At 62.4% G+C, this 24,694-nt stretch carries 27 protein-coding genes; 19 read left to right on the forward strand and 8 right to left on the reverse strand.

What is annotated here, in order from left to right; genetic code table 11:
- Window positions 1–18: 18 nt before the first annotated feature.
- Window positions 19–1,095 (reverse strand): outer membrane beta-barrel protein, encoded by a 1,077-nt coding sequence (locus BM045_RS11975; RefSeq protein ID WP_170848484.1) that lies wholly within the window; start codon window positions 1,093–1,095, stop codon window positions 19–21.
- 405 nt (window positions 1,096–1,500) lie between these two features.
- Here BM045_RS11975 and BM045_RS11980 point away from each other — a divergent pair, with 405 nt between their 5' ends.
- From BM045_RS11980 to BM045_RS11990, 3 genes are all read left to right on the forward strand, one after another.
- The gene (locus tag BM045_RS11980; RefSeq protein ID WP_092183580.1) at window positions 1,501–2,544 is read left to right on the forward strand and encodes an aspartate-semialdehyde dehydrogenase; all 1,044 of its coding nucleotides are present in this window, start codon (window positions 1,501–1,503) and stop codon (window positions 2,542–2,544) included.
- Between the two features lie 441 nt (window positions 2,545–2,985).
- Window positions 2,986–3,867, forward strand: a complete 882-nt coding sequence (locus tag BM045_RS11985) for an EamA family transporter (RefSeq protein ID WP_092183582.1) — start codon at window positions 2,986–2,988, stop codon at window positions 3,865–3,867.
- The gene (locus BM045_RS11990) at window positions 3,867–4,745 is read left to right on the forward strand and encodes an EamA family transporter (RefSeq protein ID WP_092183584.1); all 879 of its coding nucleotides are present in this window, start codon (window positions 3,867–3,869) and stop codon (window positions 4,743–4,745) included. The genes BM045_RS11985 and BM045_RS11990 overlap by 1 nt, the downstream gene beginning before the upstream one ends.
- A gap of 30 nt (window positions 4,746–4,775) precedes the next feature.
- On the opposite strand, the gene BM045_RS11995 is transcribed toward BM045_RS11990, so the two are convergent.
- The 3 genes from BM045_RS11995 to BM045_RS12005 form a co-directional block, all read right to left on the reverse strand.
- Entirely contained in the window at window positions 4,776–5,069 is a 294-nt protein-coding gene (locus BM045_RS11995; protein WP_092183586.1) for an EF-hand domain-containing protein, read from the reverse strand.
- Window positions 5,070–5,150: 81 nt separating this feature from the next.
- Window positions 5,151–5,399, reverse strand: coding sequence for a hypothetical protein (locus BM045_RS12000; protein WP_092183588.1), 249 nt, complete (start codon window positions 5,397–5,399; stop codon window positions 5,151–5,153).
- A gap of 387 nt (window positions 5,400–5,786) precedes the next feature.
- Window positions 5,787–6,428, reverse strand: a complete 642-nt coding sequence (locus BM045_RS12005; protein WP_092184167.1) for a carbonic anhydrase — start codon at window positions 6,426–6,428, stop codon at window positions 5,787–5,789.
- 50 nt (window positions 6,429–6,478) lie between these two features.
- Here BM045_RS12005 and BM045_RS12010 point away from each other — a divergent pair, with 50 nt between their 5' ends.
- A complete protein-coding gene (locus tag BM045_RS12010; protein ID WP_092183590.1) occupies window positions 6,479–6,685 on the forward strand; it encodes a DUF1737 domain-containing protein in 207 nt (68 codons plus the stop codon).
- Between the two features lie 78 nt (window positions 6,686–6,763).
- Here the strand turns inward: BM045_RS12010 and BM045_RS12015 are convergent, their stop codons facing one another.
- A complete protein-coding gene (locus BM045_RS12015; RefSeq protein ID WP_092183592.1) occupies window positions 6,764–7,336 on the reverse strand; it encodes an NUDIX domain-containing protein in 573 nt (190 codons plus the stop codon).
- A gap of 126 nt (window positions 7,337–7,462) precedes the next feature.
- On the opposite strand from BM045_RS12015, the gene BM045_RS12020 reads away from it, so the two are divergent.
- The 6 genes from BM045_RS12020 (at window position 7,463) to BM045_RS12045 (ending at window position 11,721) form a co-directional block, all read left to right on the forward strand.
- A complete protein-coding gene (locus tag BM045_RS12020; protein WP_092183594.1) occupies window positions 7,463–7,813 on the forward strand; it encodes a hypothetical protein in 351 nt (116 codons plus the stop codon).
- A gap of 193 nt (window positions 7,814–8,006) precedes the next feature.
- Window positions 8,007–8,393 carry a succinate dehydrogenase, cytochrome b556 subunit gene (sdhC, locus tag BM045_RS12025; RefSeq protein ID WP_092183596.1) on the forward strand — a complete coding sequence of 129 codons (387 nt, stop codon included), beginning with the start codon at window positions 8,007–8,009 and terminating at the stop codon, window positions 8,391–8,393.
- Entirely contained in the window at window positions 8,393–8,785 is a 393-nt protein-coding gene (gene sdhD / locus BM045_RS12030) for a succinate dehydrogenase, hydrophobic membrane anchor protein (protein ID WP_170848485.1), read from the forward strand. Before sdhC ends, sdhD begins: the two co-directional genes overlap by 1 nt.
- Window positions 8,786–8,789: 4 nt before the next feature.
- Complete coding sequence (gene sdhA, locus BM045_RS12035) at window positions 8,790–10,601, forward strand: succinate dehydrogenase flavoprotein subunit (RefSeq protein ID WP_092183600.1); 1,812 nt, start codon at window positions 8,790–8,792, stop codon at window positions 10,599–10,601.
- Window positions 10,601–10,888, forward strand: coding sequence for a hypothetical protein (locus tag BM045_RS12040; RefSeq protein WP_092183602.1), 288 nt, complete (start codon window positions 10,601–10,603; stop codon window positions 10,886–10,888). The genes sdhA and BM045_RS12040 overlap by 1 nt, the downstream gene beginning before the upstream one ends.
- 47 nt (window positions 10,889–10,935) lie before the next feature.
- Window positions 10,936–11,721 (forward strand): succinate dehydrogenase iron-sulfur subunit, encoded by a 786-nt coding sequence (locus tag BM045_RS12045; RefSeq protein ID WP_092183604.1) that lies wholly within the window; start codon window positions 10,936–10,938, stop codon window positions 11,719–11,721.
- 353 nt (window positions 11,722–12,074) lie between these two features.
- On the opposite strand, the gene BM045_RS12050 is transcribed toward BM045_RS12045, so the two are convergent.
- The 3 genes from BM045_RS12050 to BM045_RS12060 form a co-directional block, all read right to left on the reverse strand.
- Window positions 12,075–13,211, reverse strand: a complete 1,137-nt coding sequence (locus tag BM045_RS12050) for a hypothetical protein (protein ID WP_139198783.1) — start codon at window positions 13,209–13,211, stop codon at window positions 12,075–12,077.
- Between the two features lie 86 nt (window positions 13,212–13,297).
- The gene (locus BM045_RS12055; RefSeq protein WP_092183608.1) at window positions 13,298–14,236 is read right to left on the reverse strand and encodes a DMT family transporter; all 939 of its coding nucleotides are present in this window, start codon (window positions 14,234–14,236) and stop codon (window positions 13,298–13,300) included.
- A gap of 96 nt (window positions 14,237–14,332) precedes the next feature.
- Window positions 14,333–15,343 carry a tyrosine recombinase XerC gene (locus BM045_RS12060; RefSeq protein ID WP_244522977.1) on the reverse strand — a complete coding sequence of 337 codons (1,011 nt, stop codon included), beginning with the start codon at window positions 15,341–15,343 and terminating at the stop codon, window positions 14,333–14,335.
- Between BM045_RS12060 and BM045_RS12065 the strand changes: the two genes are divergently transcribed.
- The 9 genes from BM045_RS12065 (at window position 15,342) to BM045_RS12105 (ending at window position 24,689) form a co-directional block, all read left to right on the forward strand.
- Complete coding sequence (locus tag BM045_RS12065) at window positions 15,342–16,331, forward strand: omptin family outer membrane protease (protein ID WP_170848486.1); 990 nt, start codon at window positions 15,342–15,344, stop codon at window positions 16,329–16,331. The genes BM045_RS12060 and BM045_RS12065 overlap by 2 nt on opposite strands.
- An 86-nt stretch (window positions 16,332–16,417) precedes the next feature.
- Window positions 16,418–18,586, forward strand: coding sequence for a primosomal protein N' (locus BM045_RS12070; RefSeq protein ID WP_092183614.1), 2,169 nt, complete (start codon window positions 16,418–16,420; stop codon window positions 18,584–18,586).
- 60 nt (window positions 18,587–18,646) lie between these two features.
- Complete coding sequence (locus tag BM045_RS12075) at window positions 18,647–18,919, forward strand: BrnT family toxin (protein WP_092183615.1); 273 nt, start codon at window positions 18,647–18,649, stop codon at window positions 18,917–18,919.
- A complete protein-coding gene (locus BM045_RS12080) occupies window positions 18,903–19,181 on the forward strand; it encodes a BrnA antitoxin family protein (protein ID WP_092183617.1) in 279 nt (92 codons plus the stop codon). Before BM045_RS12075 ends, BM045_RS12080 begins: the two co-directional genes overlap by 17 nt.
- Window positions 19,182–19,634: 453 nt before the next feature.
- A complete protein-coding gene (locus tag BM045_RS12085) occupies window positions 19,635–20,195 on the forward strand; it encodes a F0F1 ATP synthase subunit delta (protein WP_092183618.1) in 561 nt (186 codons plus the stop codon).
- Complete coding sequence (atpA, locus tag BM045_RS12090; RefSeq protein ID WP_092183620.1) at window positions 20,195–21,730, forward strand: F0F1 ATP synthase subunit alpha; 1,536 nt, start codon at window positions 20,195–20,197, stop codon at window positions 21,728–21,730. The genes BM045_RS12085 and atpA overlap by 1 nt, the downstream gene beginning before the upstream one ends.
- Window positions 21,731–21,855: 125 nt before the next feature.
- Window positions 21,856–22,743 (forward strand): F0F1 ATP synthase subunit gamma, encoded by an 888-nt coding sequence (locus tag BM045_RS12095; protein WP_092183622.1) that lies wholly within the window; start codon window positions 21,856–21,858, stop codon window positions 22,741–22,743.
- Between the two features lie 21 nt (window positions 22,744–22,764).
- Entirely contained in the window at window positions 22,765–24,204 is a 1,440-nt protein-coding gene (gene atpD / locus BM045_RS12100; protein WP_092183624.1) for a F0F1 ATP synthase subunit beta, read from the forward strand.
- A 59-nt stretch (window positions 24,205–24,263) separates the two neighbouring features.
- The gene (locus BM045_RS12105) at window positions 24,264–24,689 is read left to right on the forward strand and encodes a F0F1 ATP synthase subunit epsilon (protein WP_092183626.1); all 426 of its coding nucleotides are present in this window, start codon (window positions 24,264–24,266) and stop codon (window positions 24,687–24,689) included.
- The last annotated feature ends 5 nt before the right edge of the window (window positions 24,690–24,694 follow it).

Here is a 24,694-nt window from a genome sequence, read left to right on the forward strand (position 1 = left end):
CTTGGGGAAGCGAGGGTCTTAGTCGAAGTGCCACACCGTGCCAATGGTGACCTTGGAGGTGCTTGGCCCTGAGACCCCGGTCAGGCCCGGCGCATTGTCGAGCCGGCCGAGCAACAGCGCTTCGCCGCGGAGGCTGGCATTGCCCCAGAGCGCATATTCGACGCCGCCGCCAAAGGCATAGGCCGCGGCTGCTTCCGCCCGACCGAGACCAGCCGCGGCATAGACCTGCACGCCCGGGGTGGGCACGACGCCGAGACGGGCCAGTGCGAGTAGGTCGATGCCCGCATCGCCGGAGGTGTCGTAATTGACGCCGGCCTGCACTTCGACACCAGCGCGGAAAGTATCGTTGAGCGCGTGAGAATAACCGGCAAAGCCGCCCATTTCGAAGCGGCTCAGGTGCCAGCCATAGCCGTAGTCATTGAGGAAATTGAACTGCGGATCGGTAAAGCCGCCGATGTTGAGACCGGCATAAAGGCCAGAGAAATCAGTGACCGGACCGGAATTGAACGTGGTAGCCGATGGTGAACCATCGAGCTGCCAGATGGCGCCGGAAGTGATGCGCATGGCCGAGACGGCTGGGACGTTATTGCCATTGGGGACCGGACCGAGCTGGCCGATGCCGGCAGCCTCGAGCCGCAGGCCCATACTCTGGGTGACCATGACTTCGGCGCCGATGCCGGCCTCGAAAGCCCAGCTGTCGCCCATGCGGCCGGCGCCGCCCAGAACATAGATCAGGCTATTGTCGCCGGCGGCAAAGCCGAGGCGGGCCAGCGCCATCAGGCGCAGATAGGCCGAGGATGCATCGGTGGCCACGGTAGCCTGCAATTCGCCGCCGGCCACGACGCCGGGCGCCACGGGCTGGTTCCAGCCGACCACGCCGCCAAATTCGGGGCGGATGTCGGCACCGGTAGTGTTGAAATTATTCTTGCGGGCCGAGATCGGACCGGCCAGCACGCCGGCGTAGAGGCCGTCAAAGGCGCTGGGGGCGGTGAAATCACTCGCAATGGTCGGGCTGAAATATAGTGCATTATCCTGCGCTACGGCGCTGCCGCCCGCCAGCAGTGCCAAACTCAAAGCCATCAGTGCAGACCGCATCGACCATTCCCCGAAATCTGCAGCCATCTCAGGGCCACAGATGCTAATGCCGCAACAACATACTGCGTTAAGGCCCTCTTAACACGCCTTCTGTTGCAAAGCCGCACCAATCTCGTGTCCGCCTTTTGTCCCATGACGAGCCGATTGACTAATTCCTATTTGGGAGTATGACTTCGCCTGCTTTTCCAACCAAGCAGTCAATGATGGCCAGCGCTTTCGACATTGCGGATCTCGCAACCACCCGGGTTTTGCCCGGTGGCGTCGCTGCCCTCATGACCAAAACCACCAAAACCGCCTGACGCTTTTCCCCGGGTCGCCTCCCGACGGGGAGAGGCTCAAAGCCAAGGACCGCAATGTTCACATTGCGCGGGGCGGAAACTGGTAAGGGACTGGAGTTCCAAAAAAATGGGTTATCGCGTCGCAGTCGTCGGTGCCACGGGCAATGTGGGCCGTGAAGTTCTCAATATCCTGGCAGAGCGCAAGTTCCCCGCCGATGAAGTGATCGCTCTGGCGTCGTCCAAGTCGATCGGCCGGGAAATTTCCTATGGCGACAAGATCCTCAAGGCCAAGAACCTCGACGATTTCGACTTCAAGGGCGTCGATTTCGCCATCATGTCGGCCGGTGGCTCGATCTCCAAGGACTGGGCGCCCAAGATCGCCAATTCCGGCTGCATCGTCATCGATAATTCCAGCTACTGGCGCTATCACTCGGACGTTCCCTTGGTCGTGCCCGAAGTCAATGGCCATATCCTCGACCGCTGGCTGGCCGATCCCAAGCGCGGCAATATCATTGCCAATCCGAACTGCTCGACGGCCCAGCTGGTCGTGGCGCTGAAGCCCCTGCATGACGCGGCCAAGATCAAGCGCGTCGTCGTCTCGACCTATCAGTCGGTCAGCGGCGCCGGCAAGGAAGGCGTCGACGAGCTGTGGAACCAGACCAAGGGCATTTTCGTCAATGACAGCCCGGGGCAGGGCAACAAGTTCCCCAAGCAGATCGCCTTCAACGTCATCCCGCATATCGATGTGTTCATGGAAGACGGCTACACCAAGGAAGAGTGGAAGGTGCTGGCCGAAACCAAGAAGATCCTCGATCCCAAGATCAAGGTGACCTGCACCGCCGTGCGCGTGCCGGTGTTCGTCGGCCATTCGGAATCGGTCAATATCGAGTTCGAAAACCCGATCTCGGCCGACGAGGCCCGCGATATCCTGCGCGATGCGCCGGGCATTTCGGTGCTCGACAAGCGCGAGCCCGGTGGCTACGCGACCCCGGTCGAAACCGTCGGCGAATACGACACCTTCGTGTCGCGCATCCGCGAAGACAATACGGTCGAGAACGGTCTGGCCATGTGGGTTGTCTCGGACAACCTGCGCAAGGGCGCCGCGCTCAACACCATCCAGATCGCGGAAGAGCTGATCGCCCGCGGGCTGAAGTCGCGCCTGGCGGCTTAGACCCAACGACTGCCACAACCAAGGTGTCACCCCCGGCCTTGAGCCGGGGCCCACCCTGAGATGCCCCCACGGCCGCAAGGTCGATCGTACGAGCCACCTTGCGGCTGCGGCACGATCTCGAGATGGATCCCGGCTCAGGGCCGGGATCCATCGCGTTTTGCCGGTCGGTCTTGCGTTAAACCATCACCCCCCCTCAATCCCTCCCCATTCAGGGGAGGGAAGCCTTCGCTCAGCGGTCACTATTCTTTCTTATCCCTCCCCCTTGTGGGGAGGGTGGCCCCGAAGGGGTCGGGTGGGGGTTGTCTTAGGGCAAGAAGGTACCGTGTTTTGCAGGGCCGCCCTGCGTCGAACCATCTCCCCCATCCGCCCAATCAGAGACTAAGGCTTGGCTCCGCTTCGTTTCTCCGCCAAGGAGAGCGGAGGCCCAACCCAGGTTCCCCTATGCTCTCCCCTCGCGACCTTATCCTGGCGCTGCTCTCCGTTGTCGTCTGGGGGCTCAATTTCGTTTTCATCAAATGGGGCGTCGAAGAGGTGCCGCCGCTGCTGTTGACCGGGCTGCGCTATCTCTGCGCTGCGCTGCCCATGGTGTTCTTCATCAGGCGGCCGCAGGTCAGGTTCTCGATCCTGCTGGTTTATGGCCTCGCCATCGGGTTTGCGCAGTTTGGTCTGCTGTTCTCGGCTATCAAGCTGGGCATGCCGGCGGGTCTGGCCTCGCTGATCATCCAGACCCAGGCGTTTTTCACCATTGCTTTGGCCATGCTGTTTCTTGGCGAAAAGCTCGGGCGCTGGCAGGCGATCGGCGCTTTGGTGGCTCTGGCCGGCATTGGCGTGATCGCCTCCGAGCGCTTCGAGATCACGGCTCTGGTGCCGCTGCTGATGGTGGTGCTGGCGGCGTTTTTCTGGGGCGTCAGCAATATCGCGTCGAAGAAAGCCGGGCAGATCGACATGCTGTCTTTCGTGGTCTGGGGCAGCGTGGTGCCGATCCTTCCGCTGTTTGCGCTGTCTTTCGTGGTCGAAGGCCCGAGCGCCATTGGCACGGCGCTCAGCCACATCAGCCCGCGCACGGTCGGCGTCGTGCTGTTCAACGGTTATGCCGCAACGGTGATTGGTTTCGGCATCTGGAGCTATCTCCTCAAGCGCTATCCGGCCGGGCTGATCGCGCCGTTTTCGCTGCTGGTGCCGGTCGCCGGCATGGGCTTTGCCTATCTCTTGGTCGGGGAGGTCATCACCTCCATTGAAGTTGTCGGCAGCCTGCTGGTCTTTGCCGGTCTCCTGGTCAATGTCTTTGGACCGCGCCTGTTTGCCCGGATGAAAGCCGCCTGATGCCGATACGTCACGTTCTGCTGGCCTTGCTCGTCGTTGCCATCTGGGGCTTTAATTTCGTTGTCATCAAGCTGAGCGTCGAGGCGCTGCCGCCGATCCTGGCCGCCGCGCTGCGCTTCCTTGCTGCGGCCTTGCCGGCGGTGTTCTTCATCCGCCCGCCCAAGGCGCCGTTCCGGCTGGTCGTGCTCTATGGGCTGGCCTTCGGCTTTGCGCTTTATGGCTTTCTCAACCTGGCGCTGGCCTGGGGCATGTCGGCGGGTCTCTCGTCGCTGGTGCTGCAGACGCAGGCCTTTTTCACCATGGCGCTGGCCTTTGCGCTGCTGGGCGAGCGACCGAGCCGCTTTCAGGTCATCGGTGCCTTGGTGGCATTTGGCGGCATTGGGGTCATTGCGCTCGAGCGCATTGCGGCGACGGAGCTTTTGCCACTGTTGATGGTGATGTTGGCGGCACTGAGCTGGGGCGCGGCCAATGTGCTGACCAAGAAGGCCGGCAAGGTCAATGCGGTCAGCTTTACCGTCTGGGGCGCATTGGTGGCGCCGCTGCCGCTGCTGGCGCTGTCGCTGCTGATCGAGGGGCCCGCAACGGTCTGGAGTGCGCTGGGCAATTTCGGCTGGTCCGATGCCGGCCTGATCGCCTTCCTCGCCTATCCGGCGACGCTGTTGGGCGGGGCGATCTGGGCCTGGCTGCTCGGACGCCATCCGGCGTCTGTCGTCGCGCCCTTTACCCTGCTGGTGCCGATCTCCGGCCTGCTGTCGGGCTACCTTGTGCTCGGCGAGGTCATCACGCCCGTCGAAATTCTGGGCGCCATGCTGGTGATCGTCGGACTGGTCATCACAGTGCTGCGACGGGCACCACGCGCCATTCTGCCCGCAGCATGAAAATGGCCGCCCCAAGGGGCGGCCACCAAATTATTGCGGTGCAGGCACAGCTGCCGGATCGAGCGGTGCTGCCGGAGCCGCCGGTGCTGCCGCCGCCGGCGGTTGCACGCTGTTGAGTTCCTCGACGCTGAGCCCGCCGCTGCCATCGGCATCGGCCGCATCGAACTCGGCCTGGCTCAGGTCCGGCCAGACCACCTGCAATTCGGCAAAGCTGAGCTCGCCACTGGCGTCGGTATCGACATCGGCAAAGGTGGTCGGGGTCTGGGCGATAGCGGCCGCGGTGGCGAGGCCGAAGGCGGCAAGGGTCAAAGCAAGCTTATGCATCAAAGTCTCCGAAAATATCTGGCCGGTCAGCGGCCGAAAAACAACAGCCACCCCCGAATGGGGTGGCTTGAGCGTCAGCGCCTAGCTGGCAGGCGCAGCGGCAGCAGCCGTCAGCGCGGCATATTCTTCGGCCGACAGCTCGCCATTGCCGTCCACATCGGCTGCGGCAAAGGCTTCGGCGGTCAGGTCGGGCCAGGCCACCTGCGCTTCGACAAGCGACACGCCGCCGCTGACATCGCCATCCACCGTGGTGAAATCGAGCGCGGTCTGGGCATAGGCTGCGCTCGACAGGCCAAGCACGACGAGGGACGACAGGATGATCTTCTTCATGGGAGGTGAGCTCCAATGTTGGGGAGATAAAAGCGGCAACCGGTTAGCCGGTCCCCGACGGGTTGCTCTCCTGCAGCCCGTGAGAAACACAATGCTTGCGCAATGTGTCTCGCCCGGGTTCCAAAATCGGCGCGGAACGGGAAATATCTGGGCAAATTATGGGCGCCCCGCCCAATGTATAAACGTCAAATTATGCGCAAGTTCTGAGCGCTTGAACAGTTCTAGACTGGCAGTTCTATCGACGTTGTTACTTGGCTTTGCTACGGCAATCTGGCCGTCACGCGGAAGAATTGACTCATCTCGAGCCATGACGACAATCACGCAACCGTGAGGCAGCGGCATGAACACTTCACGCGCGCGTCATCGCAAGTTCAAATGGCTAAAAAATCAGAAGTCGGGGCGGATGAAGTCGCCGCTTTCGCTGTTCATCACCCAGAGCTCGCCGGTCGAAATATCGAACCAGGCGCCATGCACGGCGATTTTCCCAGCGGCTTCCAGCTCGGCCACATAGGGGAAGGTGCGCAGGTTCTGGATCGAATTGCGGATGGAGATGCGCTCCAGCGCCGTCTGCTGTTCGGAGGCAGTCATCATGGAATTGGTGCCGAGCTGGCCGGGCAGGTCGCCCAGCATGCTCATCCACTTGCCGATGAAATCGCCTTCATCAAGCGCTTTGTGGTCGGGGTTGAGTGCCGCCTTGATGCCGCCGCAGCGGCCATGGCCCATGATGACGATATTGGCGATGTTGAGCGCCTTGACGGCAAATTCGATCGCCGCCGAGGTGCCATGCTGGCCGCCATCGGGCTGGTAGGTTGGCACCAGGTTTGCCACATTGCGCAGCACGAACAGTTCGCCCGGCTCGGCATCGAAGATCATTTCAGGCGCCGCGCGGCTGTCGCAGCAGGCGATGATCATGGTGGTGGGGGTCTGTCCGGACGCGGCCAGTTCGCGATAGCGATCTTTCTCGCGGACGTAACGGCCGGCCATGAAATTGGCGTGGCCCTTGAGCAGGTGATCGGGAAAGCTGTGCATGGACATTGGATTATCGCTAAGCTCTGACAAGATCAACACCGGGAACACCCATGCTCATCTACCGCTTCCTCACCGGCGAAGACGATTCCAGCTTCTGCCACAAGGTCACCAAGGCGCTCAGCGAAGGCTGGGCCCTGCACGGCTCGCCCAGCTATGCCTTTGACGCCGCCGCCGGCAAAATGAAATGCGGCCAAGCCGTTACGCGCATGGCCAAGGACCAGCCCTATGATCCGGACAAGAAGCTCGTCGACTTCTGACCGGCCGAAGGCAAAATCGCTTCAGTGGAGCGATTTTAGGTCGGAAGGCCATGAGGCTATGCCCGAATGGCGAGCGGGCTATCTAAGCCGCAGCGCCAGTGCCTGCAGCATCATGATGGTTTTGGCATCGGAAATCTCGCCGGTGCCGATCATCGCCATGGCGGCGTCGAAGCCCAGCTCGAACACCTCGATATCCTCGCCCTCCTCGATCAGCCCGCCGCCATCATTGACGGTCTGCCCCGGCGTATAGTCGGCCAGGTAGCAGGCGCATTTTTCGGTCAGCGAGCCGGGGCTCATATAGGCGTTGAACAGGAAGACCAGATTTTCCGGCGCGTAGCCGGTTTCCTCCACCGCCTCGCGATACGCCGCCAGCGCCGGCGCTTCGCCATCGAGCAGGCCGGCCGGAGCCTCGATCAACCAGGCCGGATCGCCATTGAGATGCGGGGGCAGGCGGAACTGCCGGGTTAGGATCACCGTCCGGGCCGTTGGCGCATACATCAGCACGGCAGCGGCGCTGCCGTGGTCATAGATTTCGCGGGTGATCGTCTGCGCCGTGCCGTCGCGACGGCCATGCGTCACCGTGTAATTGTCAAAGCGCCCCCAGTTGTGCGCCAGCTCGGTCACGCTATCGATCTTGATGGTCTCGTCCATGCCCGGCTCCCGATTGCCTCTCCCCTATGCCGGAAAGCGCTGGTCGCGGCTACCGCATCTGGCGCACGCCTGCCTTGGATCGGCCATGCTGGCTTGGTTGAGCAGCGGTTCATCGGAGATTTCGACATGTGGCGCTTCATCCTGCTCCTCGCACTCATCCCGCCTGCCACAGGGCAGGAAGCGCCGACCGATTGGCCCGAGCAGAAATGTGCTGCCTATGCCGCTGCCTGGTCGCAAGCCCTCGACGCGTACGGCAGTGACCAGATGAATTACGCCTTCATGGCCGGAAACGAGAATTTCATCGCCAGCGGCTGTGCCGACCGCGCCGAGATTTGCCCGCGATCCGCGCAGGAACTCGACATCGCCAATGCCCTGACCCTCGCGCTGATGAACGCCGGCACGGCCAGCACCTTCCTGCCGTTCAAATGCCCACAGCCGGAATCCGCCGCTGACGGCTGGACCGGGCCGGGCCTCTGACCGGCGCTTCTCACCGCAAACGATTGGGACCACCTGCCGCATGCGCCCCTCGCACATCCCGTTCGTCTAGCGAACAAAGTGCGGAATGCGCCAAAAGTCTCACGGCAGTGCTTTGATTTTGTAACACTTGAGCGCTAGAAGTCTCGAACCATTCCAAACTGCAAGCGGCTCAGCCGCGCGCCAGCGAGGCTTCATGACGGTTCGCTCCCGCCCTCTATCGCCCCATCTCCAGATCTATCGCTGGACCATCACCATGGCCATGTCGATCGCCCATCGCGGCACCGGCATTGCCAATTATGTCGGCACGATCCTTCTGGTCGCCTGGCTCGCCGCGGCCGCCTGGGGGCAGGAGCCGCTCAATGGGATCAATGCCGTCTATGGCTCGTGGTTCGGCCAGCTGGTGCTGTTCGGCTATACATGGTCGTTGATCCACCACATGCTCGGCGGTATCCGCCACTTCATCTGGGATTTCATCATCGGCATGGAGCCCGGCCAGCGCGAAATGCTCGCCTGGGCAAACCTGATCGCTTCCGTCGTCCTGACCCTTCTGGTCTGGACCCTCTTTGTCTGGATGGCATGATGCGCGAACAGATCATTACCCGCGACGTCGTCGCCAATCCAAAGTCCGTCTATGGCGACAAGCGCGCCTCGACCCGCCATTTCTTCACCCAGCGGGTCACCGGCGCGATCAACATCGCCTTCCTGGCTCTGCTGCTTTTTGTCGTGGTGCGCCTGGCGGGCCAGGATCGCGTCGACATGGTTGCGGTGATCGGCAATGCCTGGATCGGCCTGCCGCTGGCGCTGCTGCTGGTCATCGTGGCGATCCACATGCGCAACGGCATGCGTGACACGCTGGAGGACTATTTCCATGGCCGCACCTACAGCCTCTACATGATGCTCAACACCATGTTCTGCCTCGCCGTCGGCGTGGTGGGCGTCGTTTCCATTCTCAAGCTCGTCTTCTGGGGTTAGCCGCATGGCCAATTACGAACTCATCGACCACGAATTCGACGTGGTGGTGGTTGGCGCCGGTGGCGCGGGCCTGCGTGCCACCCTCGGCATGGCCGAGCAGGGCCTCAAGACCGCCTGCATCACCAAGGTCTTCCCCACCCGCAGCCATACCGTGGCGGCGCAGGGCGGCATTGCGGCGTCGCTGCAGAATATGGGTCCCGATAGCTGGCAGTGGCACATGTATGACACCGTCAAGGGCTCCGACTGGCTCGGCGACAATGACGCTATGGAATATCTGGCGCGCGAAGCCCCCGCCGCTATCTATGAGCTCGAGCACTACGGCGTGCCGTTCTCCCGCACCCAGGATGGCCGCATCTACCAGCGCCCCTTCGGCGGCCACATGACCGAGTTTGGCGATGGCCCGCCGGTTCAGCGCACCTGCGCCGCCGCCGACCGCACCGGCCACGCCATCCTGCACACGCTCTATGGCCAGAGCCTGCGCAACAATGCCGAATTCTATATCGAATATTTCGCCCTCGACCTGATCATGGGCGAGAATGGCGAGTGCCAGGGCGTCATCGCCTGGAAGCTCGATGACGGTACTTTGCACCGTTTCCGCGCCAAGCTGGTGGTTCTCGCCACCGGTGGCTACGGCCGCTCCTATTTCTCGGCCACCTCGGCCCACACCTGCACCGGCGACGGCAATGGCATGGTCGTCCGCGCCGGCCTGCCGCTGCAGGATATGGAATTCGTGCAGTTCCACCCCACCGGCATCTATGGCGCCGGCGTTCTCATTACCGAAGGCGCGCGCGGCGAGGGCGGCTATCTGACCAATTCGGAAGGCGAGCGCTTCATGGAGCGCTATGCCCCGAACGCGAAAGACCTTGCCTCGCGCGACGTCGTCTCCCGCTGCATGACGCTGGAAATCCGCGAAGGCCGCGGCGTCGGTCCCAACAAGGACCATATCTACCTGCACCTCGATCATCTCGATCCGAAAGTGCTGCATGAGCGCCTGCCGGGCATTACCGAATCGGCCAAGATCTTTGCCGGCGTCGACCTGACCCGCGAGCCGATCCCGGTGCTGCCGACGGTGCATTACAACATGGGCGGCATCCCGGCCAATTATCATGGCGAAGTGCTCGATCCGACCCCGGACAATCCGGACCGCGTCGTTCCCGGCCTGATGGCCGTGGGCGAGGCGGCCTGTGCCTCGGTGCATGGCGCCAATCGCCTCGGCTCCAATTCGCTAACCGACCTTGTGGTCTTCGGCCGTGCTGCGGCCATCCGCGCCGGCAAGGTGATCGACCGCGAAGCGCCGATCCCCGGCATCAATGCCGCCGAAGACGCCAAAATCCTCGCCCGCTTCGATCGTCTGCGCAATGCCTCGGGCAGCCAGTCGACCGCCAAGCTGCGCGACGAGATGCAGCGCACCATGCAGACCGATGCGGCGGTGTTCCGCACCGATGCGACGCTCAAGCAGGGCGTCGCCAAGATGAGCGAAATCTATTCGCGCCTGCATGATGTGGCCGTCACCGACCGCTCGCTGATCTGGAATTCGGACCTGGTGGAAACGCTGGAACTGGAAAACCTGATGGCCTGCGCCATGGTCACCGTGGTCTCGGCCGAAGCGCGCCATGAAAGCCGCGGCGCCCATGCCCATGAGGACTATCCGAGCCGCGACGACGAAAACTGGCGCAAGCATACGCTGAGCTGGATCGACATCGAGAGCGGTGCGGTCAAGCTGGGCTATCGCCCGGTGCATGTCGATCCGCTGACCCCCGAAAGCGAAGGCGGCATCGACCTCAAGAAGATCGCCCCCAAGGCGCGCGTCTACTGATGCGCGGCCTGGTTCTGGTTTCCGCCCTGCTGCTGGCTGCAACACCGGCTTTCGCCGCTGCCCCCACCGACGCGCAGAAGGCCGAGTTCTATTCGGTCTGCGTCGGGATCAGCAGCAATGCCGAGCTGTGCACCTGCAAGGCGGATGCTGCGATGACACTGATCGACGAGCGCTTCATGGGCGTGGTGATCGCTTCGATGAAGGGCTCGACGCCCAAGTCGGACGATTACGTCGCCTACAATACCTACGTCGCCAAATCGAACCAGATCTGCAAGCCGAACTACTAGGTTTTCGCGCCGGTTGAGCGGCGTGTATTGAAAAGGAAGACCGACCCATGGTCGAACTGATGCTCCCCAAGGCCGACCGTCCGACCAAGGGCAAGACGTGGCCCAAGCCAGCCAATGCCAAGCGGCTGCGCGAGTATCACATCTATCGCTACAATCCCGATGAGAGCGCCAATCCGCGCATCGACACCTACTTTGTCGATCTCGACGATTGCGGTCCGATGATCCTCGATGGCCTGCTGTGGATCAAGAACAAGGTCGATGCGACCCTGACGCTGCGCCGCTCCTGCCGCGAGGGCATCTGCGGCTCCTGCTCGATGAATATCAACGGGCTCAATACCCTGGCCTGTACCAAGGGCATGGATGACTCGTCCGGCCCGATCAAGATCTACCCACTGCCGCATATGCCGGTGGTCAAGGATCTGGTGCCTGACCTCACCCTGTTCTACGCCCAGCACCGCGCCATCGAGCCCTGGCTCAAGACCACCTCGCCGACGCCGGAAAAGGAATGGACCCAGTCGGTGCCGCAGCGCGCCAAGCTCGACGGGCTCTATGAATGCATCCTCTGCGCCTGCTGCTCGACCTCCTGCCCGAGCTATTGGTGGAATGGCGAAAAGTATCTCGGACCGGCAGCCCTGCTGCAGGCCTATCGCTGGTTGATCGATTCGCGTGACGAGACCACCCAGGAACGCCTCGACGACCTCGAAGACCCGTTCAAGCTCTACCGCTGCCACACCATCATGAACTGCGCCAAGGTCTGCCCCAAGGGGCTGAACCCGGCCAAGGCAATTGCCGAAATCAAGAAGATGATGGTCGAGCGCAAGGTCGCTGCGTAAGCGAATTGGACTGGTCTGAAGATTGGAAACCCCGGCGCTTGCGTCGGGGTTTTTGTTTGGGTGGCTTTTGAGATCATCGTGGCTCCCATCACCCCACCCGACCCCTGCGGGGCCACCCTCCCCATTCAGGGGAAAGAATTGAGAGTTCAGCGGTCTCGATCTTTCTTATCCCTCCCCCTTGTGGGGAGGGTGGCCGCTGTAGGCGGTCGGGTGGGCACGATGAGAACAAAAACGGCGGGCCAAGGCCCGCCGTTTTCAATTCAAATTCAAACGCTCCCGCCATTCGGCCATAGGCCTCATGGCCTTCTCGCCTCAAATCGCGCCACTGGCGCGATTTGCCCTACGGGACGGCTCTAAGCATCTTCCTTGAGCACGATCGTGCCAGCTTCATAAGCCGCCTTGCAGTCGACGCTGTCGTGCTCAAGATCGCTCTCCAGCAGCGTTGCCGCAGCGCCCGGGCCTTCGAAGCGCGGGTCGTCGCACTGGTCGTCGTCGGCATAGTCCGAAGTGTTGTCGCCGAAGTCGATGGCCTTGCTGTCATAGGGCGCGCCGGCGGCATATTCCGGGGTGTAGACGGTGCGGATGGTCACCTTGCCCTCGGCCTCCAGCGCCTTGCAGTCGCTGGCGTCGCCATACATGTCTTCGGTCAGCAGCTTCTTGTCGGTGCCGGTGCCGGTAAAGCGCAGGTCGTCGCATTCGCCGTCATTGGCCCACTTGCTCCAGTCGGCGCCATAGTCGAAGGCGGCAACCGGCTGGGTGGTGGAGCCGCCATTGAAGGTGGCGGTGCCGGCGGCAACGGCGGCGCGGCAGTCGGTAGCGTCATGGCCGATGTCGGCGTCGAGCAGTTCAGCGGCAACGCCGGTGCCCGAGAAGCGCGGATCGTCGCATTCCTGGTCCTTGGCCCATTCGCTGGTGTCGTCGCCGTAATCGATGGCCTCGGCGACGTCAGCCGTCCCGGTGGCCAGCGTCACGGTGCCGGCCTCATAGGCGGCGCGGCAGTCGGTGGCGTCCTTGCTGATATCGGCATCGAGCAGTTCATCGGCCGAGCCGGTGCCGGTGAAGCGCGGGTCATCGCATTCGCCATCATTGGCCCATTCGCTCGAATCATCGCCGAAATTGATGGCGTTGATCGGGGTGGCGATGGCGATGTCGGAGGGCGAGGTCGGAATGTCGCCTTCGCCGGCCAGAGTTACCGTGCCGGCCTCGAAGGCGGTGCGGCAATCAGTGGCGTCCTTGGCAATATCAACGTCCTCGAGCTCCTGGGCCGAACCGGTGCCGGCGAAGCGCGGATCGTCGCATTCGCCGTCATTGGCCCAATGGCTGGAATCATCGCCGAAGTCGATATCGCTGTCGGCAGAGGTTGAGGCCGTCGTATTGGCCGGCGGTGGATTCTTGTTGTCGAGCTTTTGCGCCATGGCCGGCGTCGCCAACCCGGCGGCCAGCGCCAGGGCGAAAGCGGCGCTGCCGAGGATCTTGTGCATTGCGTTCATCGGTTGTCCCTTCCCGGTGGAGCGTGCAGTCGTGGCGGCAGATTACAGCGGCTTTACGGCACGCAAAAGTGATTGTGGCGAAACAATCAACTCATTGCCTGTTTTGCCCGCCGTTCGGCCCGCGTGAACAGCACCGAGCCGAGCAGCACCAGCGCCGTGCCCAGGCCATGATAAAGCGTGAAGGGCTCCGACAGGATGACAACGGCGAGCAGGATTGTCACCACCGGACCAAAGGCCGCCGTCGAGGCGGTGGCACGGGCGCCGATGCGGGACATGCCGGCATTCATCAGAAAGCTCGGCAGCACCGTGCCGAAAATCCCCAAGGCGAGGCCGTAACCCCAAAGATGCGGCGTCAGCGCCAGATAGCTTTGCGGCCCCGCCAGGATCAGGTTCTGGGCAATGGCGCAGATGGCCGCGGTGGACATGCCGATGCAGGTGAAGAGCCCGGCGCCGATCACCAGCATCTGCCGCTTGGCGAGATGCTGATAGAGCGCAAAGGTAATGGCCGAGCCCAGCACCAGCAGCGTTCCGGCCAGCAGCCCGTCCGGATTGACCACCAGGTTCCAGCCAAAGATCACTAGGAGCCCGGCATAGCTGATCAGCATCGAGGGCACGACGCTCCACACCATACGGTCGCGGAAGAACCAGACGCCGAACAGCAGCACGAAGAAGGGATAGGTGAACAGCACCAGCCGCTCATATTGCGCCGAGACGTAGTTGAGGCCGAGGAAGTCGAGATAGCTCGACAGGTAATAGCCGAGGATACCGACGGCCATGCTGGCCAGCACGATCCTTGGCGTCAGCAGCGCGCGCAATGTGGTCTCGCGGCGCAGCAGGGTGACGAGGATCACCAGATAGACCGGAAGCGCGACGATCATGCGCAGGCTGAGCAGCATCTCGGTCGAGACGCCTTCGCCATAGGCCAGCTTGATGAAAATGCCCTTGGTGGAAAACAGCACCGCGCCTGCCACGGCAAAACTATAGCCGAGCGGGTCATTGACGGTGGGAGAGGGGGCTTGGGCCATTTGCCTTGATAGGACCGGCCGCCGAGCTCGTACAAGTCCGGAGGGCCGATATCCGTTCACCCGTTCCGGCGCTCAATGTTAACAGTGTGCTAACACTTAGCCGCGCGGATGGGCCTTGCGATAGCTTTCCAGCAGGCGGTCGGTATCGACGGCGGTATAGATCTGCGTGGTCGAGAGACTGGCATGGCCCAGCAGTTCCTGGATGGCGCGTAAATCCCCGCCGCGCCCCAATAAATGGGTGGCAAAGGAATGTCTGAGCGCATGTGGCGTGGCCGAGGGCGGTAGCCCGAAAGCCGAGCGCAGGCCCTCCATGCGCAGCTGGATGATGCGCGGCGACAACACGCCGCCCTTGACCCCGCGAAACAGCGGTTCATCGCTCTCAATCTTGAACGGCGACAGGCTGTTATAGAGGTCGATCGACTTGCGCACCGCCTCAATCAGCGGCACCAGTCGCACCTTGCCGCCCTTGCCGGTTACCCGCAGCACCTGGGCTTCGAGATCGCTGCCGGTGACCGCCAGCGCCTCGGAAATTCGCAAGCCGGCTCCGTAACATAGCGACAGCACCGCCATGTCGCGGGCCGCCACCCAGGGCTCCTCGTCCCTGTCGACGGAGGATGAAATGGTGCCCCGTGCCTCGGCCACGGTCAGCGCCTTGGGCAGGCTCTTGGGCAGTTTGGGCGTGCGGATAACATTGAGCGCCTCGCTCCGCAGCACGCCCTCGCGCTCCAGATAACGGAAGAAACTCTTGAGCGCCGACAACACCCTGGCCAGCGAGCGCGACCCCAAAGTCTCGCTGCGCCGCTGCGCCATGAAGGCGCGAATATCGGCGCCGCGCAGCTCTTTCAGCGTCGCCAGCGTCACCGGCCCACCGGCATGACCGGCTAGAAAGCTCAGGAATTGATCGACATCGCGGCCATAGGCTTCGAGCGTATTGCCCGCAAGCCGGCGCACCGAGCCGAGCTCACGCTGCCAGCCGGCAAGCTGGGCACGGACAAAAGCGTCGGTGGCAAAGGCGGAATCGACCATGAAGGCAATGTGAACCGGCGTGGTAAACCCCGCCTTAACTCGGATGGACGATGTTGGCTTATCCAGTGGAGTCGGCAGCATGGGCACGTTTCAGACCGCGACAATCACCCTTGCCGCCCTGCTCGTGGCAAACTCGGTCGCTTTTGCGCAGTCGCCCGGCCAGTGGAGCAATCAGCCGATCGGCCGGCTCGGAGAGGCCGCCAGCTACACCAGCCCGGACGAGACCCTGCGCCTCGATGCCAGCATTGGCGCGGCCTATATCGAGGGCAGCGAAAAGGTCTTCATCGGCAATTACACCCTCAGCCACCTGATCTGGCAGAGCACCGCGCCGATTCTGCGCGGCAGCGTCGCCCTCGAGGTCGGCAACGGTTTCAGCGTCAAAGCCGAAGGCGCCACAGCCGGCTTTGGGCGCAGCTATATGGAAGATTATGATTGGACGCGCGGCGACGACACGTTCAACAACTGGTCGCACCGTAGCCAGCATCCCGACACCAATCTCGACCATTATTACACCGGCGGCGCCTCGCTGGGCTATGAGCTGGTCCGCGACAATAGAGCCGTGGTGCGGGCGCATGGCGGCTTCAAATATACCGATGTGAAATGGTCCGCCTACGGTGGCAGCTACGTCTACAGCAATCCCGGCTTTCGTGACGATGTCGGCTCGTTTGCCGACGGCACGCCGGCTATCGCCTACCGTCAGCAGTTTCCGGAACTGTTTCTCGGCATTGATGGCGAGGAGCGTTATGGCAATTTCCGCGTCGGCGGCCTGCTGCGCGGGGGCATGACGTTCCTGTCGACGGCCACCGACGAGCATTGGATGCGTGACCTGCGTTTCGTCGATACGCTTTATGTCGCCCCGACATTCACTGCGGGCGTCGATCTGGGCTTCGCGCTGGGCCGCAATGCCGAACTGACCCTGGCAGCGCGCTATGACCAAGTCTTCGAAGCGCGCGGCGACACGACCTATTCCTACATCTCGAGCGGTGCATCACGCGGATCGGCAGCTGGAGCGGCTGGCGGCGGGATGCGCAGCGCCGAGATCACAGCCGGCCTGCGCGGTACCTTCTAGCCGCCCTGTCGATATCGTGAAGACTGTCCGGCTTTGGCAGAATCACTTGCGCTCCCTATGTTCGAATGCGAACAGAACGGGCACAAATGGAACATCGTCCAGACATTGTCGCCGTCATGGTGGGGGTCGCCGTCGAGGGGCCCTATAGCTATCGCGTTCCGCCCGGCATGGCGGTGACGCGCGGCTCGATCGTGGCTGTGCCTTTGGGGCCGCGGCTGATCCAGGGCGTGGTCTGGGGACCGCCCAAGGATATGGTGGCGCACAACAGGTTGCGCGACATCGCCCATGCCTATGAGGTGCCGCCGCTTTCCGAAGAGCTGCTTAAACTGGTCGACTGGATCGCCAAATATACGCTGGCCGCGCCGGGCCAGGTGCTGCGCGCCGTGCTGCGTTCCACGGAAGCGCTCGATCCACCCAAACCGGTGGTCGCCTATCGCCGAACCGGCCGTGAGCCGGAGAAGCTGACGCCGGCACGGCTGCGGGTGCTCGATGCCCTGATGGACGATCTGGCCTGGCCGAAATCTGCGCTGATCGGGGCAACCGGCGTTTCGTCGTCGGTGATCGACGGGCTGGAGCGGGCAGGCGCGGTGGAAAAGCTCGAGATGCCGCCGCCGCCCGTGGTGGAGCGGCCGGACCCCGATACCGATATCGCCGTGCTGTCCGAGGCGCAGAGCCAGGCACTCAGGCAGATTATCGCGCTCGATCCGCATCAGTTCGGCGTGGCGCTGCTTGATGGCGTCACCGGCGGTGGCAAGACCGAAGTGTTTTTCGAGGCGGTTGCCGACACGCTGCGGGCGGGCCGGCAGGCGCTGATTCTCCTGCCCGAGATCGCGCTGACCAACACGTTCATTGCCCGCTTCACCAAGCGCTTCGGCACGCGGCCGGCCGAATGGCATTCCGACATGACGCCGCTGCAGCGGGCCCGCGTCTGGCGCGGCGTGCTGGATGGTACGGTGCGGGCTGTGGTCGGGGCGCGCTCGGCGTTGTTCCTGCCGTTTCGCGAACTGGGCATGCTGGTGCTCGATGAGGAGCATGATGGTGCCTACAAACAGGCTGATGGCATCACCTATCATGCCCGCGACATGGCTGTGGTGCGGGCACATCTGAGCAATGCGCGGGTGATCCTCTCCTCGGCGACGCCATCGGTCGAGACGCGCAACAACGCCAATGTCGGCCGCTATGCGCATGTGCTGCTGACCAGCCGCTTTGCCGAAGCGTCCATGCCCGACATCACCGCCATCGACATGCGCATGGATGGGCCGGACAAGGGCCAATGGATTTCGCCGCTGCTGGCGCGCGAAGTGTTTGCGGCAATGGATCGCGGCGAGCAGGCGTTGTTATTTCTCAACCGGCGCGGCTATGCGCCGCTGACGCTCTGCAAGTCCTGCGGTCACCAGTATCAATGCCCTGATTGCTCGGCCTGGATGGTGGAGCATCGCTTCCGCGGCATCCTCATGTGCCACCATTGCGGCCATGAGGTGCGGACGCCAAAGGTCTGCGGCAAATGCGGAGATACGGAGAGCCTTGTTGCGGTCGGCCCCGGCATCGAGCGGGTCGCCGAGGAGGCCGCCGAGCGTTTTCCGAATGCACGGCGGGTCATTTTGTCGTCCGACATGGGCAGCAATGCCCAGCTACGCGAGCGATTCTCGGAAATCGAACGCGGCGAGTTCGACCTGATCATCGGCACCCAGCTGGTCTCCAAGGGCCACCATTTCGAAAAGCTCTCGGTGGTCGGTGTGCTCGATGCCGATCTGGGCCTCGCGCATGGTGATCCGCGTGCTGCGGAAAAAACCTTCCAGATCCTGACGCAGGTGGCGGGTCGCGCTGGCCGGGCATCGAAAACCGGCAAGGCGTTCCTCCAGACCTATCATCCCGATCACGCGGTGATGAAAGCCATGGTGAGCGGCGACCGAGAGGCCTTCTACGCCCACGAATTGATGGCGCGCGAAGCCGGCGGCTTGCCGCCGTTCGGACGTCTGGCGGCGCTGATCGTCTCGGCTAATGAGCATGACGTGGCGATGAATTTTGCCAAGAGATTGCTGTCCGCTGCCCCCATGGCCGATGGCGTTCGCCTGTTCGGCCCGGCCGATGCCCCGGTGGCCATGGTGCGCGGCCGCCATCGCGTGCGGCTGCTGGCGCAATCGGGGAAAGATTTCGACCTTTCCGGCTATGTCCGCTTCTGGCTGGGTTCTGCGGAGAAGGTGACCGGTAATCTGCGGGTGCAGGTGGACATTGATCCGATGAGCTTTATGTAGGGTTTTCGTATATACAAAAATTGACGACGCGTAACGGACGGACTACATTGAGGGGGCTCGATGGACTTCGAATGGGACGAGACGAAGAACGCGACGAACAAGGTCAAGCACCGGGTGGACTTCTCATTGGTCCACCAGTTCAAATGGCATGACGCCATAATCGAACCCGATGCACGGTTCGACTACGGAGAAGATCGTTTTCTGGCTCGCGGCTATGCTGAGGATGGTCTGGGATATTCGATTGTCTTCACATTCCGCGGACCGGTGATCCGTGTGATCAGCATTCGAGAGTTCAACAGGAAGGAGGAACGTCGCTATGGACGACCAAAATGAGAAGCGCCGTTATGGCGTTCCCGACGATGAGAATCCTGAACTGACTGAAGACGCGATCCGGCGGTCGATTCCCGCAAAGCAATTCTTCGCCGAGCGCGGCTTGCCCATGCCTGGGCGGCCAAAAGCCGAGACACCAAAAGTGGCCGTGAGCTTGCGGCTGGATCAGGACGTCGTGGATGGCTTCAAGGCAGACGGTCCGGGTTGGCAGACGCGGATGAATGCGGCGTTGGCGGAGAGTCTGAGGCAGAAGAAGTCCGCGTAGAGCTACGATCCTGCCACTCGAGGATAGCTCTCATGGCCTCCGCCGCTAAAATCCTTCCGCTGGAAGGATTTGCCGCGTAGCGGTCGGCTTCGTGCCATTCGGCCATAGGCCTCTTGGCCTTCGAGCCTAAATCCGCGCCACTGGCGCGGATTTGCCGCAAAGCGGCTGGCTTCCCGCCACTCGAGTATAGCTCTCGCGGCCTTCTCGCCTCAAATCGCTCTACTGGAGCGATTTGCCCTTTGGGACGGCTCGAAGCCTGCGACACTTTCGCCGCATTTGAATCACGCCCCCACGCCTTGCATGCCGCGCCGGGCTTGTGCTAGAGCGAGCGCGACTTTGAGGGGGTGTCCGGACGTCCCCTTTTCCAGACCAGACCAAGCGTCGGCACCGCCCGGGTTTCCTGAGGGATATTGGGCGGATAAGCAGGCAGGCAAACAAGAGGGTATAGCGGCATTGGCAGCGCAGAATTCAGTGCTTACCCAGATCGCCCGGCCATATGCGTCGGCTCTGTTCGATCTCGCTGCGAGCGAGAACCAGTTGGCATCGGTCGAAACGTCGCTTTCTGACGTTTCCCGCCTGATCGGGGAAAGCGCCGACTTCGCGCGCTTCCTGCGTTCTCCCGTCATCACCAGCGATGACAAGGCCGGCGCGCTCGATGCCGTGCTGGCCAAGGCCACGACCAATCCGCTGGTCGCCAATTTCCTCAAGCTCGTCGCCAAGAATGGCCGGCTGTTTGCGCTCGACGCCATCATCACCGGCTTCCGCGAACTGGCTGCCACGGCGCGCGGTGAAGTCACCGCTGACGTGACCTCGGCTGCGCCGCTGACCGGCGAGCAGGTCAAGTCGCTTTCCGCGACGCTCAAAGCCAAGATCGGCAAGAGTGTCACGCTCAACCAATTCGTCGATCCGTCCTTGATTGGCGGCCTTCAGGTGAAGGTCGGCAGCCAGCTGATCGACAGCTCCCTCAAGACAAAACTCGCTGCGATGAAGATCGCCATGAAAGAGGTCGGATAATGGACATCAAAGCCGCGGAAATTTCTGCGATCCTCAAGGACCAGATCAAGAATTTCGGCCAGGAAGCCCAGGTTTCCGAAGTCGGTCAGGTGCTCAGCGTCGGCGACGGTATCGCCCGCGTCTATGGCCTGGACAATGTGCAGGCCGGTGAGCTCGTCGAGTTCCCGGGTGGCATCAAGGGCATGGCGCTCAATCTCGAAACCGACAATGTCGGTATCGTGATTTTCGGCAACGACCGTTCCATCAAGGAAGGCGATGTCGTCAAGCGCACCGGCTCGATCGTGGACACCCCGGTTGGCCTCGGCCTGCTCGGTCGCGTTGTCGACGGTCTGGGCAATCCGATCGACGGCAAGGGCCCGATCGTTCACACCGAGCGTCGCCGCGTCGACGTCAAGGCGCCGGGCATTCTGCCGCGCAAGTCGGTGCATGAGCCCATGTCGACCGGCCTCAAGTCGATCGACGCGCTGATCCCGATCGGCCGTGGCCAGCGCGAGCTGATCATTGGCGATCGCCAGACCGGCAAGTCGGCCATCATTCTCGACACTTTCCTGAACCAGAAGCCGGCCCACGACGCCAATGCGTCCAACACCGACAAGCTGTTCTGCATCTATGTCGCGATCGGCCAGAAGCGCTCGACCGTGGCCCAGTTCGTGCGCCAGCTCGAAGAATCCGGCGCCATGCAGTATTCGGTGGTGATCGCGGCAACCGCATCCGATCCGGCGCCGCTCCAGTATATCGCGCCCTTCACCGGCTGCGCGATCGGCGAATTCTTCCGCGACAATGGCATGCATGCCGTTATCGCCTATGACGATCTGACCAAGCAGGCCGTTGCCTACCGCCAGATGTCGCTGCTGCTGCGTCGTCCGCCGGGCCGTGAAGCTTACCCGGGCGACGTGTTCTACCTGCATTCGCGTCTTCTCGAGCGCGCTGCCAAGATGAACGAAGAGCATGGTTCGGGCTCGCTGACCGCTCTGCCGGTTATCGAAACCCAGGCCAACGACGTGTCGGCCTATATCCCGACCAACGTGATCTCGATCACCGACGGCCAGATCTTCCTCGAAACCAACCTGTTCTTCCAGGGTATCCGTCCGGCCGTGAACGTCGGTCTGTCGGTGTCCCGCGTCGGTGGTTCGGCTCAGATCAAGGCGATGAAGCAGGTTGCCGGTTCGCTCAAGGGCGAGCTGTCCCAGTACCGCGAAATGGCGGCTTTTGCCCAGTTCGGTTCCGATCTCGATGCCTCGACCCAGCGCCTGCTGAACCGTGGTGCGCGTCTGACCGAGCTGCTCAAGCAGCCCCAGTTCTCGCCGCTCAAGACGGAAGAACAGGTTGCGGTGATCTTTGCCGGCGCCAATGGCTATCTCGACTCCATCCCCGTCTCCAAGGTCGGTGACTTCGAAAAGACCGTGCTGTCTGCCCTGCGTGGCAAGTATGCCGATCTGCTCAAGACCATCGCGACCGACAAGCAGCTCAGCGACGATACCCGCGCCAAGCTCAAGTCGGCTCTCGACGAGATCAAAAAGACCTACGCGGCCTAAGGCCAGTCGCGCGCTTTGCCTGAGAGGTGGATGCCACCTCTCGCCAGCAGGGCGCACCAAACAATGAGCTGGACCTCATTCGTCGTTCCCAGAACGCGAATGGCTCCTGAGGAGACGACAGGCCGATGCCTTCGCTAAAGGACCTCAAGAACCGGATCGACTCGGTCAAATCGACCCAGAAGATCACCAAGGCCATGCAGATGGTCGCGGCGGCCAAGCTCCGTCGTGCCCAGGAAGCGGCTGAAGCGGCCCGTCCCTATGCCGAGCGCATGGGCAAGGTGCTCGCCTCGCTTGGCGCTGTCTATGAAGGCCAGTCCGATGCCCCCGTGCTTTTGGCCGGTACGGGCAAGGACCAGGTGCATCTGCTGGTCGTCGCGACCGGCGAGCGTGGTCTGGCCGGCGGCTTCAACTCCTCGATCGCCCGTCTGGCGCGCGAGCATGCTGCCAAGCTGATCAGCCAGGGCAAGACGGTCAAGATCCTGACAGTCGGCCGCAAGGGGCACGACATCCTGCGCCGCCAGTATCCCGAACTGATCGTCGATACCTTCAACTTCCGCGAAATCAAGCAGGTCGGGTTCACCCAGGCCCAGCAGGTTGCGGAAAAGGTGCTGGCAATGTTTGCCGCTGGCGAATTCGACGTGGCAACGTTGTTCTTTGCCAAGTTCGGCTCGGTGATCAGCCAGGTGCCGACCGCCCGCCAGATCATTCCGGCCAAGCTGGAAAAGATCGAAGGCGAAGGCGCAGCTGCTTCCTCGACCGTGCCCTATGAGTACGAGCCGAGCGAAGAAGCCATCGTCGAAGACCTGTTGCCGCGCAATATCTCGGTGCAGATCCTGCGCGCGCTGCTGGAAAACTCCGCCTCGTTCTACGGTGCGCAGATGTCCGCCATGGACAATGCCACCCGCAACGCCGGCGAAATGATCGGCAAGCTGCAGCTGAGCTACAACCGCCAGCGCCAGGCCCAGATCACCAAAGAACTCATCGAAATCATTTCGGGCGCGGAAGCGCTCTAACCGCATAGCGAGGACGAACAAATGGCAGACAAAAAGGCCGGTCGCGTATCGCAGGTCATCGGCGCCGTCGTCGACGTCGTTTTCGACGGCCACCTGCCCGCGATCCTGAACGCACTTGAAACCACCAACAACGGCCAGCGTCTGGTCCTGGAAGTGGCGCAGCACCTTGGCGAAAACGCCGTGCGCACCATTGCCATGGACACGACCGAAGGTCTGGTTCGCGGCGCCGAAGTGACCGATCTGGGTACCGCTATCTCGGTGCCGGTCGGTGAAGCGACCCTCGGCCGCATCATGAACGTCATCGGCGAGCCGATCGACGAAGCCGGCCCGATTGCTGGCGAAGTGAAGCGCGAAATCCACCAGGAAGCCCCGGCCTTTGCCGAGCAGAACCCTGAATCGCAGGTGCTGGTCACCGGCATCAAGGTCGTCGACCTGATCGCTCCTTACGCTCGTGGCGGCAAGATCGGCCTGATGGGCGGCGCCGGCGTGGGCAAGACCGTTCTGATCCAGGAACTGATCAACAACGTGGCCAAGGCACACGGTGGTTATTCGGTGTTCGCTGGCGTGGGTGAACGCACCCGCGAAGGCAACGACCTGTACCACGAAATGATCGAATCCGGCGTGAACAAGGATCCGTCTGAGAACGGTGGCTCGGCCGCCGGTTCGAAGTGCGCCCTGGTGTTCGGCCAGATGAACGAGCCCCCGGGTGCCCGCGCTCGCGTGGCCCTCACCGGCCTGACCATCGCCGAGAACTTCCGCGATCAGGGCCAGGACGTGCTGTTCTTCGTGGACAACATTTTCCGCTTCACCCAGGCCGGCGCCGAAATGTCGGCTCTGCTGGGCCGTATTCCTTCGGCCGTGGGTTACCAGCCGACGCTGGCGACCGACATGGGCGCGATGCAGGAACGCATCACCACCACGAACAAGGGTTCCATTACCTCGGTTCAGGCTGTGTACGTCCCCGCCGACGATTTGACCGATCCGGCACCGGCAACCTCGTTTGCCCACTTCGACGCCGTGACCGTGTTGAACCGCGCGATCTCGGAAAAGGGCATCTACCCTGCCGTTGATCCGCTGGCATCCAACTCGCGCATCCTCGATGCCAACGTTGTCGGCCAGGAGCACTATGAAGTTGCTCGTCGCGTCCAGGAAGTGCTGCAGAAGTACAAGGCGCTGCAGGACATCATCGCGATCCTGGGCATGGACGAGCTGTCCGAAGAGGACAAGCTGGTCGTGGCCCGCGCCCGCAAGGTCGAGCGCTTCATGTCGCAGCCCTTCGACGTGGCTGAAGTCTTCACCGGTTCGCCCGGCGTGTTCGTGCAGCTCGAAGACACCATCAAGGGCTTCAAGGGCCTGGTGGCCGGCGAGTATGATCACCTGCCGGAAGCCGCCTTCTACATGGTCGGCACCATCGAAGATGCCGTCAAGAAGGCCCAGAAGCTGGCTGCCCAGGCTGCCTAATCTGCCAATCAGGCTCGCTGCACGCGGCGAGCCTCTTCCTCCGCTAAGGGACCAAAACAATGGCTGAAGGCCTCAAGATCGAGATCGTGTCGCCCGAGCGGCTGGTGCTGTCGGAAGTCGTGACCTCGGTCACCGTGCCCGGTACCGAAGGCTATTTCACCGTGATGGCCGACCATGCGCCGTTCATGACGACGCTGCGGAGCGGTTTCATCACCGTTTCCGGCCTCAACGGCCGCGACGAGATCTTTTTCGTCAAGGGCGGCTTTGCCGATGTCTCGCCGGAAGGCCTGACGATCCTTGCCGAGCAGTCCGCACCCTTCTCCGAATTCGATCATTCGGACCTGCAGACCCAGATCAAGGCTGCCGAGGCCGAATTGGCCAAGGCCGAAACGCCGGATGACAAGTCCTATGCGCAGGAAATGGTCTCGGGTCTCCTAAACCTGGCGCTCGAAGCTGGCCAGCTCAACGGCGTGCATATCCACTAATGCAC

Source organism: Devosia sp. YR412 (assembly GCF_900110945.1).
GTDB lineage: Bacteria > Pseudomonadota > Alphaproteobacteria > Rhizobiales > Devosiaceae > Devosia.